This is a genomic window from Mycobacterium sp. E1715 (assembly GCF_001667625.1).
Taxonomy (GTDB): Bacteria; Actinomycetota; Actinomycetes; order Mycobacteriales; family Mycobacteriaceae; genus Mycobacterium.
In genome coordinates, this window is sequence record NZ_LZJJ01000288.1 from 1 (window position 1) to 16,623 (window position 16,623).

A 16,623-nucleotide genomic window follows, 5' to 3' on the forward strand; every position below is an offset into this window, starting at 1 on the left:
ATCGACCGGGTGGTGCTCGAGGCGTTCGTCGCCGGCATCGATGCCTGCCCGCACGAGGAAACCCGCGAACTGCTCGGCATCCTCTGCGATCTGTACGCGCTTTCGGTCATCGAAGACGACAAGGCGTGGTACATCGAGCATCGGTACCTGTCCACCGAGCGGGCCAAGGCAGTTACCCGGGGCATCAACGATCGATGCCGCGCGCTGCGACCGCACGCGGAGACGCTCGTCGACGGTTTCGGAATCCCCGAGCAATTGCGCTACGCCGAGATGCTGCACCCGGAGAACCTCGCCGACGTCGCCGCGAACTGAGTCGCCGCTCCCTCATGTTGTGACACAACACTATTGATTCGGGATCGGGCCGAGCGCCTTCAGCCTGCCGTCCGGGCCGATCCCGAACTTCACCGTCCCGCTGCCGGTGGGACAGCACGGCTGATCGTTGCCCTTCAACCATTGGTATTGAACGGCAACAGTGTCATCGGCCGGCGGTAAGACGGTGATGTACGGCTTGGGATTCGGGGTCGCCGGGCCCAGCGGCGTGTTGTGGTCGAAGAACAGCAGCTGCTGTCCGGTGGACTCGCTGGCGATGGTCGGAATGATCTGCACCCAATACAGACGGCACTTCTTGGCATGTCCCCGAGCGATTTCTACCCAGCTGCTACCGGGGATGGTGATCGGCACCGACGCGATGGCCCGCTGCACCGTCGCGGGCGCCGGCCCGTCGGAGTCCTTGCACGTCTCGGATGGGGTTGGCGGCGAACTGGCTTGGTGCCCGCCGCAACCGGAGGCCAGCAGGATCAACAGGATCACAATCAGCTGACGCACTCGGTGAGCTTAGCGAAGGCTGTGAATGTCCCGTTTATTTGGTCCGAGACCCCGTTCTGATAGCTCAGGCATCGGGCCCCGCGGGTAGCCTTGACCGGGGTCGGCGGGTCGATGATGACCCGTCTTGACCTGGGGTTATGCGGCATTCCCGAAAGTTCACGGACGCGCTTAGGCCGGTGAGAGGAAGCCGTAAAACGGGGGAAACTCCCGATACCCGGTGCCGAAACATCCTCGTCGCACCATTCACGTAAGCCCATTGTGCTCAATGGAGGGAAGGTAGGCGTGGCCACCGAGTCCATGGCGTCCGACAACGATGCCGTGAACACCGTGTGCGCATACTGCGGCGTGGGCTGCGGAATGGTGTTGCAGGTCACAACCGACCCCGAGAGCGGCCGGCGCCACATCGGGAAGTCTGTTGGAAACAAACAACATCCGGCCAACTTCGGCCGGTTGTGCACCAAGGGCGCCACCACGTCCGACTTGCTCGGGGCGCCTGGACGAATCGAATCGGCGCATCTGCGCGCCGACCGTGGCGAGCCACTCGAGCCCGTCGACATCGAGCGGGCAATTGCCCAGTCCGCGCACCGTTTACGCGCGATCATCGACGCGCACGGCCCGGATTCCTTTGCCATGTATGTGTCGGGCCAGATGTCCATCGAGGCGCAGTACCTGGCGAACAAACTGACCAAGGGCTTCATCGGCACCAACCAGATCGAGTCGAACTCGCGGCTGTGCATGGCCAGTGCCGGTGCCGGTTACAAACTCTCGCTGGGCGCCGACGGGCCGCCCGGCTCGTACCAAGACTTCGACCACGCCGACGTCTTCTTCGTAATCGGCGCGAACATGGCCGACTGCCATCCCATCCTCTTCTTGCGGATGATGGAGCGCGTCAAGGCAGGCGCCAGGCTGATCGTGGTCGATCCGCGGCGTACGGCGACCGCGGACAAGGCCGACCTGTTCCTCCAAATCGCCCCCGGTTCCGATCTCGCACTGCTGAACGGGTTGCTGCACCTGATCGTCGAGAACGGGCACACCGATCCCGAATTCATCGCCGAGTTCACCGAGGGGTGGGAGGTGATGCCCAGCTTCCTGGAGCAGTACACCCCCGACGCGGTCAGCGACATCACCGGGATTCCCGAGGACGACATTCGCGCGGCGGCCCGCATGATCGGCGAAGCCAACAACTTCATGAGCTGCTGGACCATGGGCCTCAACCAGAGCACCCACGGCACCTGGAACACCAACGCCATCTGCAACCTGCACCTGGCCACCGGTGCGATCTGCAAACCCGGCAGCGGTCCCTTCTCCCTCACCGGGCAACCCAACGCGATGGGCGGCCGCGAAATGGGTTACATGGGACCGGGATTGCCCGGACAGCGCTCGGTCCTGTCCGCGGTCGACCGGGCCTTCACCGAAGACCAGTGGGGCATCCCACGGGGAACGCTCCACACGGACGTGGGCACCGGCACCATCGACATGTTCTCCCGGATGGCCCGCGGCGACATCAAGGCGTGCTGGATTGTCTGCACGAACCCCGTTGCCTCCGTGGCCAATCGCAGGACCGTGCTGGCCGGCCTGGAGCGCGCCGAGCTGGTCATCGCGCAGGACGCCTTCGGAGAAACGGAAACCAACGAATACGCCGACGTCCTCCTGCCGGCGGCCCTGTGGTCGGAAGCCGAGGGCGTGATGGTCAACTCCGAGCGCAACATGACGCTGTTCCAGCCGGCGGTCAGGGCGCCGGGAGATGCGATGCCCGACTGGCAGATCATCGCCCGGGTCGCTTGCGAGATGGGATTCTCGGACGCTTTCAGCTACAACTCGGCCGAGGAAGTCTTCGAAGAGATCAAACGGTTCTCGAATCCGAAGACCGGTTACGACCTGCGGGGGGTCAGCTACGAGCGGCTGCGCCGGGGCCCACTGCAGTGGCCGTGCGCACCCGGGGGCGCCGGCGACCGCAGCCCCATTCGCTACCTCAACGACGGTGTCAGTCAGGCCCGGCTGGTCCGCGAGGACGGCAGCACTCCCCGGCTGGCCTTCCCCACCGAGAACGGCCGCGCGGCGTTCTTCGCCCGCCCGCACCTGCCGCCCGAGGAAATGCCCGACGACGACTACCCGTTCCTGTTGAACACCGGTCGCTTGGCGCATCAGTGGCACACCTTGACCAAGACGGGCAAGGTCGCCAAGCTCAACAAGCTCAATCCCCGGCCTTTCGTCGAAATCCACCCCGACGACGCGGCACGGCTGCACGTCGCCGAGGGTGACGCGATCGAAATCGCTTCGCGCCGCGGTCGCGCCGTGCTGCCCGCCGCGATCAGCGACCGGGTGCGGCCCGGCAACTGCTTCGCACCGTTCCACTGGAACGACCTGTTCGGCGAATACCTCGCGATCAACGCGGTCACCAACGACGCGGTGGACCCGATCTCGAACCAGCCGGAATTCAAAGCCTGCGCCGTCGCATTGGCTAAAGTCGCCGTCCCGGTGGCGAATCGGGGCACTGAACCTCAGCCATCGGTGGATGCCGACGCACCAGCACCCGCGCCCACGGAGCTACCGAAAATCAGCGTGTCGCAGGTCGATGCCCTCGCCGCCTTGCTCGGTGTGGCAACAAGGCCCGTGCCGGAATTCGATGAGCTCGGCCGCTCCTATCTCGCCGGAATGCTGACCGCCCTTCGGTCGGATGCCGGTCGATGCGCGTCCGGCGTGCCAACGCTGCCCCTGAGCGCTCCCTTCGACTCGGGCACCCGGCTGTGGGTGGATGGCCTGCTGGCGGGCCTGTTCTCGCGCAACGACACGACGCGGGCAACGCCGGCCCCCACGGTCAAGCCACCGACCACCGAGCCGCCCGGAGCCAAACCCGCAGAACGCGCGCCCGTCGTCGTGCTCTGGGCATCGCAGACCGGCAACGCGGAGGAACTCGCCGCCGACATCGCGGCGCGGCTGGGCGAGAAACAGCTGCCCGTCGCGCTGCACAGCATGGACGACTTCCCGGTGAGCGAACTGCCGACGACGCGGCAGCTGCTGCTGGTCACCAGCACCACCGGCGACGGAGAGCCGCCCGACAACGGCGCCGGGCTCTGGCGAGCGTTGACGTCAGACGCCGCACCACGGTTCACCGCCACCCGCTACGCGGTGCTGGCGCTGGGCGACTCCAACTACGACGACTTCTGCGGTCATGGGCGCAAGCTCGATGAGCGGCTGGCCCAGCTCGGCGCGACGCGCATCATCGAGCGGGTCGACTGCGAACCCGACTACGACGACGCCGCGGCCAGGTGGCTTGACGGTGTCATCGATGCGCTGTCCCGCACGCCCGCACCGGTGGGCCACGACGGGGTTGCGCCGGCCGTGGCCACCTCGACGGTCGCCGCGCCGCCCCGACCGGCCGACGGGTCCAGAACGGCCGGGTACACCAAGAAGCATCCGCTGATCACCGACATGGCCCAGAACATCAAGCTGGGCCGGCCGGAATCGGCAAAGGACGTGCGGCAGTTGGTGTTTCGAGTGCCCGAGGGCACGATCAGCTACGAGGCCGGCGATGCGCTCGGGGTGTGGCCGCGCAACAGCGACCAGCTAGTCGATGAATGGCTGACCGTCACGGGCCTGGACGGGCAGACCCCGGTCGAGGTCGGCGAGCACGGTCTGATGTCGTTGCGCTCGGCGCTCACGGAGCGAATCGAGATCGCCCACATCAGCCGGGACCTGGTGCGGTTCGTGCAGGAGCGCACCGGCGACCGGAAACTCGCCGAGCTGCTGAAGCCGGAAAACAAAGCCGCGCTGACCGATTGGACGTGGGGTCGCCAGTCGATCGACCTGCTGGCGCAGCACCCGGTCTCCGCCTCGGCCCACGAGTGGCTGAGGGTGCTGAAACGCCTTCAGCCGCGCCTGTATTCGATCTCGTCGAGCCCGAAGGAATGCCCCCAAGAGGTCCACCTGACGGTCTCGCCGGTGCGCTACAACTTCCAGGGAGTCCCGCGGCGCGGAGTCTGTTCGACCTACCTTGCCGACCGCTCCCCCGGCGATCGCGTCGCCGTCTATCTGCAGCCATCGAGCAATTTCCGGCCCCCCGGCGACCCGGATACGCCGATGATCATGATCGGTCCGGGCACCGGCATCGCGCCGTTCCGCGGGTTCCTGCAGGAACGACGCGCGCTCGGGCACACCGGTCCCAATTGGCTGTTCTTCGGCGAGCAGCACGCCGCCACCGACTACTACTACCGCGACGAGATCGAGCAGATGCACGCCGACGGGCTGCTCACCGAGCTGGACCTGGCGTTCTCGAGGGACCAGCGCGACAAGATCTACGTGCAGCACCTGATGCGCAGCCGTGGGGCGGAGCTGTGGCGCTGGCTGCAGGACGGGGCGCAACTCTACGTCTGCGGGACCGCGGACCCGATGGCCAAGGACGTCGACCGCGCGCTGTGCGAGGTCGCCGCCGAACACGGCAGCCTCGACCCCGACGCGGCAAAGGAGTACGTCAGGTCGTTGAGCGCCGGCAAGCGCTACCACCGCGACGTCTACTAGGCGCCGCGCCTCCGCCCGACTCGTAATACGACGGAAACGTCACGCACCTGCCACTGAAACAACCTCGCTGCACCATTCACTCATTGGTCGCGCCGAGGAGGGACGTAGTGGCTCTGGATTTTGACGGGCCCCTCGAGGACACCGTGCGGGCCGTGTGCCCGCTGCAGTGCCGGCTGCGGCGCGCGGCCGGCGACGACCAACCCGGCGACCAGGTCGACTGGGCGGGGCTACCGATCAATCTGGACTTCGCGTTCTCGCCCCAGCAGCGCGACAAGGTGTACAAACAGCACCTGATGCGCAAGCGCGGCACACAGCTTCGGCGGCCACAGGACCGGGGCCAACGGTGCGCTTGCGACTTTGCGCCCGACGGCCGACGCGTCTACCCGGGCGACGCCGACTCGATGTCCAGTCGCTAGCCATCCCGCTGCTCTCGTCCGATCGGGCGGAGAAGAAATCACCGGGGTTCAAAGTGGCGTCGGCCTGCGCACCCAACCAATTTGCGGGATCTAATCGCACCCGACGCGGTCGCAATGGCACCTTGAGCGTTGCCTGCGCGCTATCAACGCCCACACCAGGGGATCACGATTGTCAACCGCCCCCGCAGCACGCGACGGAACCCCAGCGCCGTCCGGTTTGCTGGCCGCTAGCTTTTGAGGGGTCGGTCGTGAGCAAATCGAACAGCTTGGAACAACGATGGTGGACGTCTCGGTTATCGAAACCTCGGGATTGGGCGACCGCAGTTACCTGGTGAGCGACGGCGAGGTCGCGGTCGTCATCGACCCGCAGCGTGACATCGACCGTGTGCTGGAGTTGGCCGCAGCCCTGCGCATCACCCACGTGCTCGAGACTCATATTCACAACGACTACGTGACCGGCGGCCTGGCGCTCGCCCGAGCCACCGGCGCGGAATACCTTCTTCCCGCCGGGGAAGACGTTGAGTTCCCGCACCGGCCCGTCGGCGACGGCGACCGGATCGACACGGGCGGGCTCCACCTCGAAGCGCTGTCCACGCCCGGGCACACGCACCACCACGTCAGCTACGTGCTCCGCGACGGAGGTGGCCAGACGGTCGGGGTGTTCACCGGCGGATCGATGCTGTTCGGCAGCACCGGAAGGACCGACCTGGCAGGCGAAGAGCACGCCGCCGAATTGTCCCGGCTGCAGTATCGCTCGGTTCGTCGGCTCGCGGACGAGTTGCCCGCGAGCACACCCGTCTATCCCACGCACGGATTCGGCAGCTTCTGTTCGGCCGCCCCCGCCGACAGCGACGAGTCGACGATCGGCGACGAACGCCAGACCAATCCGGCACTCACCCAGGACGAACAGGATTACGTCGAACAACTGCTGGCCGAGCTATCCGCATACCCCGCCTACTACGCGCACATGGGCGTGATCAACAGGAAGGGGCCAGAAGCACCGGACCTCTCCCCCGTCGCGCCCGTGCGCCCGGAGGAGCTTCGAGCGCGAATCGACGCCGGCGAATGGGTCGTCGACTTGCGCAACCGGACCGCGTTCGCGGCAGGACATTTGGCCGGCACATATGGCTTCGAGTTCTCCGGCTCGTTCGTCAATTATGTTGGCTGGCTTTACGCGTGGGGCGCGCCACTAACCCTGATCGGAGAAGATGCCGACCAGGTCGCCGAGGCCCAGCGCGAGCTCGCCCGCATCGGCGTCGACCGGCTGACCGGCAGCGCCACCGGCAACATCCGCGAGCTCACTGCCGGATCTGAGCTGCGGAGCTATCGGGTCGCGAGCTTCGAGGATGTCGTCGAGGCGCTCGACGATGCGCGTGTCCTGGTCCTTGATGTCCGCCAAGCCGGCGAGTTCGACGGCGGCCACGTGCGCGAGGCGGTCAACGTGGCGTTGCACGAACTGCCCCAACGACTTGGCGAGCTTCCCGAGGACCGCGAATTATGGATCCATTGCGCCAGCGGCTACCGCGCATCGATCGCCGCCGCACTGCTCGACCGTCAAGGTCGGGACGTCGTACTCATCGATGACGAGTACGACAACGCCGAAAAGCTCGGGATAACAACCCCCTAACTCACCAATCTGCACCGGGAGCAATCATGAACACACCGACCACCGACCCGATAACCTCGATCGAGCTGCGCAGGCTGATCGAATCACCCAAAGCTCCATGGGTCGTCGACGTCCGGACCCCCGCCGAGTTCGAGACCGCGCACATCGCCGGGTCCCTCAACGTTCCCCTCGACGTACTGGATCAGCACGGCGAGGAAATCGCTCGGCGGCTCGGGCAAGAAGACGACGTCGTGCTGGTGTGCCGTTCCGGGCAACGCTCGACCCAGGCGCAGACGCTGTTGCGCAACGCCGGATTGACCAGCGGGCGGGTCCTCGAAAAGGGGATCACCGATTGGGAGGGCCAAGGTTTCGAGGTGAACCGCGGCGCACAGCGGTGGGAACTCGAGCGACAGGTCCGACTCGTCGCCGGATCGGTGGTCCTGACGTCCGTTCTGGGCAGCGTCGCGGTGCCGCGGCTGAAGTGGGTGGCCGCCCTGATCGGGGGTGGACTGACCTACGCCGCGCTGTCCAACACCTGCGCCATGGCCACCGCGCTGTCCAAACTGCCCTACAACCGCGGTGCGACCTCCGACGTCAACAAGGTCTTGTCGGAACTGTCGGGCTGATCTCGACCCGCGTGTTTCATCGCACCTCGATGGAGATCGTCTGAATCGCGTTGCCGCCGTAGCCAAACCGATTCCATTCGGGTCGTTCGGGTTGCGTGTTGCCCGCCGCGTCGGTCGCCCGTGCCCGCACCGTCGTGGACCCGCGAAGATCACAGCGCGCGAACAACTCCCACCACTGCCAGCTGTGTCGGCGGGGTTCGCCGATCAGACGGGCCGGCTGCCAGGAGTCCTCGCCAACGCAGACGTCGACGCGGTCGATGATCGCCGCCCCCGACCAGGCGACTCCTCGCACGACGATTTCCCCGGCGGCTACAGAGGCACCGTCGAGGGGCTGGGCGATCAGGGCGCGGACCCGCTGCAGGCGAACCTGCTCCCGCACGACATCGCCGTCGCGCTCCCATTCGTAGTGATACCGGTTGGTTTGAAAGAAGCCCTCGAATGGGCGGTCCACCACGGCGATCTCGGTCAGCCATTTGACCGATGCGACGGAATACCAGCCCGGCACGATCAACCGGACGGGACGACCGTGCTGCAGTGGGAGCGGTTCGCCGTTCATCGCATATGCGACGAGCGCACCGGCGTCGCGGGCATCCCGAACCGATAGGGCGCGCTCGAAACGCACCGGCCCGCTCGCGCCGTCGACCGGACCCGAGTCGGCGCCGCGGAACACGACATCGTGGGCGCCAGCGGACAGTCCCGCCCGGTCCAAAATGTCGACCAGCCGGACGCCGGTCCATTCGGCAGTGCTCGCCGCCCCGAGATCCCATTGCTCGCCGTCGACCGGCGGGTCGAAGTGAAGCCGTCCGTTGCCGGCGCATTCCAGCGTGGTGACCAGCGACTGTTTCGGCAGCTGGTATAGGTCGTCCAGGGAAAGGCAGAGGCGCCGCTCAACCAAACCGGTGACCGCGAGTTGATACAGCTGCGGATCGAGCACCGGGGTTGGGAAATGATTGCGAACGTAGAAGTGGGCGGAGGGCGTCACGACGCCCCCGATCAGTTGCTGAAGCGAGGTCTCGCAGTTGAGGGGATCCTCCCTTTGGACAACCAGCCCGGTGTCGCCGCCGTGACTCACGATCGGCAACCCGGCGGCGGCCCACGCGCACATGCCACCCGCCAGGTTGACCGCGTCAAAACCGGAGCGGCGCAACAACGCTGTCACCGCCGCCGACCGTCCCCCCGAGCGGCACACCACGACAATGCGGCGGTCACGAGGCAGTTCATCCTCTCGAGTGCGCACGCGCCCGACCGGGAGAAGCATCGCAGCCGGCGCGTGCTCGGTACACCATTCGTCCTGCTCCCGCACATCGAGCAGCAGTGCGCCCGCGTCGACCAACGCTTTGGCCGCCCGCGGGCCGACCTGCGGTGTGTCCGAAACGATCTCATCGCCGATGGCGATCGGGAACCCGGCAGCCTGCCAGGCTTCAAAGCCACCGACCAGGTCCGCAACGTCGTCGAACCCCGAAGCCCGAAGCCCGCTAACGGCCACCATGGAGCGCCGGCCGCTGGCGCAGTAGACCACCACGGGCGCCGTGGGATCCAAGTCCGAAAGCGAGTTCGTCAGGTTCGGCAGCGGAATCTCCCGCGCGCCGGGGATGATGCCCTGCATCGTCTCGTCGGAGTCGCGAACATCCAGCAGTTGCAATTGCGGGTCCAGGCCGCGCAATTCGGCCAGCTGGCCGATGGTCAAGCGTGGCGAAGTCTCGACCAACTCCGTGCCCGGCGGTTCGAAGATCATCAGGAACCTTCTTTTAGACCTGTCATCGATTGCGCGGGCCCGGTTGCCCGTACATCGCGACCACCACGGTGCGGTCCATGCTGTTCACGGACCACACCCCCATGGAGCTGTTGGCGCAGTCGCGGATGATCGCCATGTCGTCGGGGTTGTAATACCACTGGTTGACCAGCTCCAGGCTGCTGATGGCGATCGCCGGGTTGATCGCGATCGTTTCGGACGCTTTGCCGCGGAAGCCGGCCGCGTTGGCCCGGTCCTGCGGCGTCGACCCGTCGGATCCGATGTCGTCATTGATGTTTCGGTTGTTCATCATGTCGTCAGCGTGCCACTGGGCGGCCAGCGTCAGCGCGTTGTCCCTGATGACGTCGTTGGTGCAGCCCGCCTGGTGTTGCAAGGTGTAGACCGCGGAGACGACGGCGCTGTTGAGCCGCTTGTTGTCGGCATGCGCGCTTGCGGGCGCCAGCAGCGCCGGCGCGGCGAGAAGCACGGCCGCGGGTAGCGCGCGTAACCATCTCATGGCCGTTCCCCTCACACCGGGTCGAAGTGCGAAACCAACCATCGGCCGTTGACCTTCTCCAATGCCACGCGGATGACCGGCTGCGTGTCGGTGGGAGCGCCCTCCCCGATGGTGACGGTCTGATTCACATACAGCAGGACCACGGCGTGGTTCGCCGTCACCGAAACGGGCGCCGCGGCGCTGACTTTGGCGACCGCGGTGATGTGCTTTTCCTTGGCGCCCGGAATGACCACCTGGCGGGTCAGTTCCGTGTAGGCGTCCTTGAAATCGCCGGTCAGCCGCTCGCGGGCGGCGGCCAGATCCTTCTCCACCGAATCGGCCTTATACGAAAGCAGGGCGACGGCGTCTTCGCTCGCGGCCCGCACCGATTCCGCTCGCACTCGCGCGAGGTCATCGGACGAGGCCACCACCCACTTGAGGTAGCCCGCGCCGAGCGCCAGCAGCAACGCCAAGGCGGGTAGCACCGCGTACGCGACAACGCGGGACCATGCGATCGGCGCCCTTGCCCGCGTGCTGCCGGTCTCGCCGTCGGAGCCCTCCTCGATGTCGACTGCATCGGAGTCCTCCGGCGTCTTCGCGTCGTCGGCGTCGACCAGTTCCTCATCGTGCGTGGGGGTTTCACTCAACGTCGTCATGGCACGAACACCACGTTCGACACTTTGGCATCGTCACCGACCGTCCGGACCTCGATCCGCATGCGCCACTCTCGTGGCGCCTCCTCACCGGCGGCGGTCCGCGACTTCACCGCGACCGCCACCAGCACCTGCGCGGCGTCGCCGCGCTGCGACTCCAGGCCGGCATCGGTCACGGTGCCTTCCGATTTCGATTGCGCCGCCTTGACGACCTCGATGAACGGCTTGGCTCGCTGCTCGAAGTCCTCACGGAAGGCTCCGGTGGCCAGATCGATGATGCGCTGCACGTCGGCATCGACCTCCGTGTAGTTGATGGTGGTGAGGTTCACCGCGCCCTGACGCGCCACCTGCACGAACAGATCGCGCTGTGCTTGTGCCTCGTGCTTCTGGTAGGCCCGGAAGCCAAGCCAACCGGTCAATCCCGCCAGCACAGCCACGACGAGGGCACCGGCCAACAACGCCTGCCCGGTGTGCGATAGCCGCGGGATAATCCGGTGCCGTAAGCGGGTCAGCCGGCCCCTCGACTCGGTTGTCTCCCCGGCGATCTCGTCAGCCTGATCGTCGACGTTTTCGCCGCCTGCTTCGTCGACGGCTGCCGCGGTGACGGCCAGCTCACTGTCGTCCGCGGCGGTCACCCGCTCATCGGTCTGTCTTGCCATCTTGCTCCTTACTTAGGCCGGCGGCACTAGAAGTGACTGCCAGTTCTTGGCACGCGGATGGGCCAGGTCGAATTCGGTGTAGCGGCGCCCGTCCGGGCCTATGTAGTCGCCGTTGGCCGGGTCGTACGTGGCGACGGCGAGCGGCGGCGGCGCAGGCGCCGGCTGCGCGGTGCCCCGCGGCGGTGGAAGCCGCGGGTCTTGTCCCGGCGGGTACATCGGTACGCCCTGCCCGGTGTAGGTGGCGTTCGGGTCGCCCTTCCAGTTGTAGCCGTCGTTGAGCGGCACGTATTCTTCGTCGCTTTCGCACAATTCGACCGTGGGCGCCCGTTTCCACGGCTTGCTCTCACACGGGATGTTGCGCACCCCGCGAACGTTGAACTCCGAATCCTGCGGCACGCGGCAGAACAGATCCGCGGCGGGCCGGTCGGGCGCGTCCACGTTGGCCGGCGACCGGCGCTGAGTCGGCGGCAGATATCCCGTCGTGCAGGGGGGTGGCAGATTGATGTTGAGGTTGAAGTCCAGCTGCGCACCCCGGTACTCCTGTTTGGTGTTCGAGCTGGGCACGACGATTGCGGCCATCGCCGCGATGCCCTGGGGGAACAGCACCAACAGTTGTTCGATGTCATGCCGGTAGACAACGGCGATGTCGCCCAGGCTGACCAGGTTCGCAAACAGCACCGGCAGCGCAGGCGACAGCCGATCGAGCAGCGCGCGACTTTCCTCCACCCCGTTGGTCCCCTGCGTCAACAGGTCCCGAAAGGCGGCGTCCTGCGCCTTGAACTGGGCGGTGATCGCCGCGGTTCGACTCGCCCACCGGGCAATCGAATCCGACGTTTGGATCTGAGAGTCGAGAACCGGAGGCGTCTGGTCGATCAACGCGGCAAGCGGCCCGACGGTCTGCCCCCCGGCAATGGCCAGGGCCGCCGACCCGTCGACGATCCTGGACAGCTCGGGCCCGAGACCACCGACCGCGCGATCCGTCTCGTCAACCACGGTGCGCAGGTTGTCGCGCGGAATCGCCTGCAGCGCACGGTTGGTCACGTCGAGCAGGTGTCCGATGTCGACGGGAACGTCGACTCGGCCTGCGGGAATGACATCACCTGCTCGCAGCGCCCGACCGTGATCGCCGTCCTTGCCGGGCTGGGGGGTGAGCTCGATGTATTGCTCGCCGACGGCCGAGCGGCTGTGCACCGACGCCTGGACGTCGGCGGGCACCTTGACGCCGGACCTGATCGCGAGCACCGCGCGAACCCCGGTCGCGGTCACATCGACCGACTTGACCTGACCGACGTCAGTGCCACGGTAGGTGACCACAGACGTCTGGTAGAGCCCGCCCGACTCGGGTAGGTCGACGGTGACGACGTACTCCCCGATCCCGAAAAGCGTTTCGGGCAGCTTCATGTAATTGAAAGCCATTGCGCCACAAGACAGGACCGTCACCAACGACAGGATCGCCAGCTGTATCCAGGTTCGACGATTCAGACGCAGCATTCAGTACCCCCCGAAGTGATATGGATAGGTCAGGGGGTTGCCCGCGGTAGCGGGGCTGGGCTGCATCCCGATCGTCCGTCCCCACAGCAGCTCGAGCTGGGTGAGGTTGCCCTCCCACCGTGAACCGGTGAAGAACCCGGTGTCGAGGCGGCTCAACGTGAGATCGACGATCAGGGTGAGGTTGGCGTAGTCACCGCGGAACCAATTCCTCGCCGTCGACGCCGGCCACGGGTAGGCCACCAAGCCATCCAGCCCTTTGGTCAGCGACGGTCCCGCATCGGCGAGCGACCGCAGCACCGGCGCGATATTACGCAGGTTGTTGACCAGAGAGTCTTTGCTCTGGCGCACGGTGTCGGCCGCGATGGCACTGAACTGGCCGAGCTGGTCGATCGCGTCGGCGATCTTGGTGCGCTCGTCGGCCAGCACCTTCAGCGCTTTCGGCACGGTCGTCAAAGCCTTGTCGACCACCGCGTCCTTGTCCGCGAACTGGCCGACCAGCGAGTTGAGATTCTCGGCTGCGGCGATGATGTCGTCGGTCTGGTCGTTGGTCCGTGCGATGAACTCGTCCAGTTGGTGCAGCAGGCTGCGCATCTCGTTCTCGCGTCCGGCGAATGCCTTGGCGATCGCCCGCGTGATCTCCTGCAGCTGACCGATTCCGCCGCCGTTGAGCAGGATTGAGACCGAAGCCAGGGTTTGTTCGGTGGTTGGGTACATGCTCGCGCGCGAGAGCGGGATGAGTGAACCGTCTTTCAGTTGCCCGACCGGCGGCTCGTCCTTGGGCGCCGCGAGCTCGATATGCATCGAGCCGAGCAGGCTGGTCTGTCCCAGCTTGGCCGTCGCGTTGGCGGGCAGGTGGACATCGCCGTTGATGCGCATGGTCACAAGCGCGTGCCAGTCCTGCAGCTCGATCTTGGTCACATTGCCGACGTTGACGTCGTCAACCCGAACGCGGGTGTTTTCCTGAATGGTGACGACATCGGGCATTTGGGCCTGAATCGTGTACGCACCGGGCCCGTTGCCGGAAGTCCCGGGAAGGGTGAACGAGTTCAGCCCCTTCCAACCACCACAGCTGGAAAGCGTTGTGGCGCAGACGAGGCACAGCACCGCCATCAGTGCCCGCTTCATGAGACCCCCGCCGGGAGCATCAGGTCCCGCAACACCTGCGTCGAGTTGACCGTGCCGCTCGGCGCCGGCGGCGGCGGCGCTTCCGCGGGTGCTGCTTCGGCGGCCGGCGGCGGCGGGGGTGTATCGGGCGGTGGTGCGGGAGGCGTATACCCGGGCCGGAGCCAGTCCTCGCTGTAGGTGATCTCACTCGGGCGGGCCTGGGTGCCGACGAACGGGTTGAGCCCCGCCGGAATGTAGTTGTACAGACGGTTTTTGATGATCGGGTTGATGTACTGCAAGCACAGTTTGGAGACCCGGTCGAGCCGGGCCCGGGACGCCGCCTCGATCGAGCTGCAGATCCACTGCGGGATGTCGGCGAAGTTGTTCAGCGCGATGATGCCGGTCATCGCGCTCTGCGCCGGCTGGTAGATGTTCAGGAAGTTCTGGAACACCGTCGGGGCGATGTGCAGGATCTGCTTGATGTCCATGCGGCTGTCGTTCAAGGCGGTGGTGACGGAAGCCAGCCGGTCGAACGTAACGCCCATGGCTTCCCGGTTTTCTGCCAGAAAGTCGCGCAAATCGGTCAGCGCGCCGTCGAGTCCCTTGACCGCGTTGGCGATTTCGTTGGGTGTGTTCGTCAGCAGCGTCGTGACGGTGGCCAGGTTTTGGTTGAACGAGGCCAGCAGGTCACTGCTGGACGACAGCGCCGAAACCAGCAGCTGCAGGTTGCGCACGGTGCTGAAGATGTCGTCGGCGTGATCGCCGAGTGCGGAGATCGCGGCGGACAGCTTGATCACGGTGTCGCGGGCGGTGTCGCCCTGGCCGCGCACGTTGTCGGCGGTGGAGTTGATGAACTCACCGAGGGAATTCACCCCGTCCGGGGAGGTGGGCTGCAACGCGTCGGTCAGTTTTTCCAGCTGCGTGCGAAAGTCATCCCATTCGACCGGGACGGCGGTGCGGCCGAGCGGGATCGACGCGCCGGGACTCAGTCTGGGGCCGCCCGAGTAGGCGGGGACGAGTTGGACGGCCCGTGGAGTCACCAGCGACGGGGACAGGATCGCCGCGCGGGCGTCGGCGGGGATGGCGTATTGCTTGTCGACGGAGAAGGTCACCTTGGAGCTACCGGGTTGCGGTTCGATCTTGTCGATCACCCCGACCGTGACCCCGAGGATGCGCACGTCGTCGCCGACGAACAAGCCGTTGGCTTCCGTGAAATACGCCGTGTAGGTGTTCCTTTCGACCTCCTTCCACAGCTTCGAGCCGACCAGGAACGAAGCCACGGCGAGGGTACCGACCAGGCTGACGGCGGTCAGTCGTTGCAGAGTGCGGCGGCTTATCTTCACTGTCCCCCCAGTTGGCCGTTCGCGGGCGGCTGCTCGGGCTCAGGCGGCGGGCCCGCCGCCGGACCCGGCGAGGGGGGCTGAGACCAGATCGGGTGCGGCACTTGCTCCGGCGGCACGGGCGGCGTCCCGGTCGGCGGGTCCACCGACTCCGACGGCAGCTTCTGCTCGGGGTCCAGGAACCGGTTGTACATGCGGGCGTCGATCGTCGGCCCGCTGATCTGGCCGGGGATCAGGTTCGCCACGTAGGCCTTGAAAAACGGTCCAGAGCCCAGGCATTCGCCGAACGACATCGCGTAGCGTTTGAACTTGGGCAGGCTCGCCTGAATGTCCTGTTTGCGATTGTCGAGGACCTCGAGCACGCCGTTGAGCTTGTCGAGAGCGGGCTTCAGCTGAGTCCTGTTGTCATCGACGAGGCCCGAAACCTGGTGTGACACCGCGGTGAGATTGTTCATCAGCGCGTCGATGGAGTCGCGTTCGTCCAACAGCGCGGCCAGCAGCGCATTCGAGTCCGCCACCAGAGCCGCGATCTGTTGGCTGCGTCGGCCCAGCACCGTCGAGACCTTGTTCGCGTTCCCCAGTAGGCTGCGCAATTGGGCGTCGCGGTTGTTCAGTGTCTCGGAGAACCGGGCCACGCCTTCCAGCGCCGGCCTGACCTCCGAAGGCGTTTCCCTGAAGGTGTCCGCCAAAGTGGTCAACGCAGAAGACAACTGAGCGGTGTCCAGCCCGCTGATCTCGGTCGTCAGGTCCCCGAGCGCATCCGGAAGGTCGTAGGGCGAATGGGTGCGTTCCAGCGGGATGGTGCCCGAGAGCTTCCCTTCTCCACGTGACGTGAGCTCGAGCATCTTGGCGCCGAGTATGGTTTCGGTCTTGATCGCGGCTTCCGTGCGATCGCCCAACGTGATGAAGTTACGGACGGTGAAGCTCACCCGGACCTTTGTGCCTTCTAATTTGATGCCGGTGACCCTTCCGACGCCCATGCCGGAAACCCGCACCGAGTTACCCGCCCGGATGCCGCCGGCCTCCGAGAAGTAGGCCGCGTAGTCGTTGGTGTTCTTGACAAATGGCAGCTTGTCGTAGTTGAAGGCCGCGATCGTCACGCACACCAAGATGAAGACACCCATCGCGCCGATCTTCCAAGGGCTTCGCCCGCCGGC

The 16,623-nt window shown here is 66.1% G+C and carries 14 protein-coding genes; 5 read left to right on the plus strand and 9 right to left on the minus strand.

Annotated elements, in window-relative coordinates:
* The coding region (locus tag A9X03_RS14605; RefSeq protein ID WP_304528478.1) for an acyl-CoA dehydrogenase at positions 1–312 on the plus strand (312 nt) is incomplete at its 5' end.
* A gap of 30 nt (positions 313–342) precedes the next feature.
* Here the strand turns inward: A9X03_RS14605 and A9X03_RS14610 are convergent.
* Positions 343–810 (minus strand): LppP/LprE family lipoprotein, encoded by a 468-nt coding sequence (locus tag A9X03_RS14610; RefSeq protein ID WP_067748578.1) that lies wholly within the window; start codon positions 808–810, stop codon positions 343–345.
* 312 nt (positions 811–1,122) lie between these two features.
* On the opposite strand from A9X03_RS14610, the gene A9X03_RS14615 reads away from it, so the two are divergent.
* The 4 genes from A9X03_RS14615 to A9X03_RS14630 all read left to right on the plus strand — a co-directional run bounded on the left by A9X03_RS14615 (position 1,123) and on the right by A9X03_RS14630 (position 7,991).
* Entirely contained in the window at positions 1,123–5,343 is a 4,221-nt protein-coding gene (locus tag A9X03_RS14615; protein WP_067748576.1) for a bifunctional nitrate reductase/sulfite reductase flavoprotein subunit alpha, read from the plus strand.
* A gap of 107 nt (positions 5,344–5,450) precedes the next feature.
* Positions 5,451–5,759, plus strand: coding sequence for a hypothetical protein (locus A9X03_RS14620; RefSeq protein WP_156675611.1), 309 nt, complete (start codon positions 5,451–5,453; stop codon positions 5,757–5,759).
* Positions 5,760–6,039: 280 nt separating this feature from the next.
* Positions 6,040–7,386 (plus strand): rhodanese-like domain-containing protein, encoded by a 1,347-nt coding sequence (locus A9X03_RS14625; RefSeq protein WP_068261639.1) that lies wholly within the window; start codon positions 6,040–6,042, stop codon positions 7,384–7,386.
* Positions 7,387–7,412: 26 nt separating this feature from the next.
* A complete protein-coding gene (locus A9X03_RS14630; RefSeq protein WP_067748480.1) occupies positions 7,413–7,991 on the plus strand; it encodes a rhodanese-like domain-containing protein in 579 nt (192 codons plus the stop codon).
* 16 nt (positions 7,992–8,007) lie between these two features.
* Here the strand turns inward: A9X03_RS14630 and A9X03_RS28495 are convergent, their stop codons facing one another.
* The 8 genes from A9X03_RS28495 to A9X03_RS14670 are packed head-to-tail and all read right to left on the minus strand — an operon-like array spanning position 8,008 to position 16,590.
* Positions 8,008–9,726, minus strand: a complete 1,719-nt coding sequence (locus A9X03_RS28495; RefSeq protein ID WP_082969658.1) for a molybdopterin-dependent oxidoreductase — start codon at positions 9,724–9,726, stop codon at positions 8,008–8,010.
* A 22-nt stretch (positions 9,727–9,748) separates the two neighbouring features.
* Complete coding sequence (locus A9X03_RS14640) at positions 9,749–10,240, minus strand: CAP domain-containing protein (protein WP_067782622.1); 492 nt, start codon at positions 10,238–10,240, stop codon at positions 9,749–9,751.
* A gap of 11 nt (positions 10,241–10,251) precedes the next feature.
* On the minus strand, positions 10,252–10,875 hold the full coding sequence (locus tag A9X03_RS14645; RefSeq protein ID WP_067748476.1) for a hypothetical protein: 624 nt from the start codon (positions 10,873–10,875) through the stop codon (positions 10,252–10,254).
* Complete coding sequence (locus tag A9X03_RS14650) at positions 10,872–11,531, minus strand: Mce protein (RefSeq protein ID WP_156669890.1); 660 nt, start codon at positions 11,529–11,531, stop codon at positions 10,872–10,874. Before A9X03_RS14650 ends, A9X03_RS14645 begins: the two co-directional genes overlap by 4 nt.
* Before the next feature lie 12 nt (positions 11,532–11,543).
* Positions 11,544–13,022 (minus strand): MCE family protein, encoded by a 1,479-nt coding sequence (locus A9X03_RS14655; RefSeq protein ID WP_067748474.1) that lies wholly within the window; start codon positions 13,020–13,022, stop codon positions 11,544–11,546.
* The gene (locus A9X03_RS14660; protein ID WP_067748472.1) at positions 13,023–14,147 is read right to left on the minus strand and encodes an MCE family protein; all 1,125 of its coding nucleotides are present in this window, start codon (positions 14,145–14,147) and stop codon (positions 13,023–13,025) included.
* Complete coding sequence (locus A9X03_RS14665; protein ID WP_067748470.1) at positions 14,144–15,469, minus strand: MCE family protein; 1,326 nt, start codon at positions 15,467–15,469, stop codon at positions 14,144–14,146. Before A9X03_RS14665 ends, A9X03_RS14660 begins: the two co-directional genes overlap by 4 nt.
* The gene (locus A9X03_RS14670; RefSeq protein ID WP_369831350.1) at positions 15,466–16,590 is read right to left on the minus strand and encodes an MCE family protein; all 1,125 of its coding nucleotides are present in this window, start codon (positions 16,588–16,590) and stop codon (positions 15,466–15,468) included. The genes A9X03_RS14665 and A9X03_RS14670 overlap by 4 nt, the downstream gene beginning before the upstream one ends.
* Between the last annotated feature and the right edge of the window lie 33 nt (positions 16,591–16,623).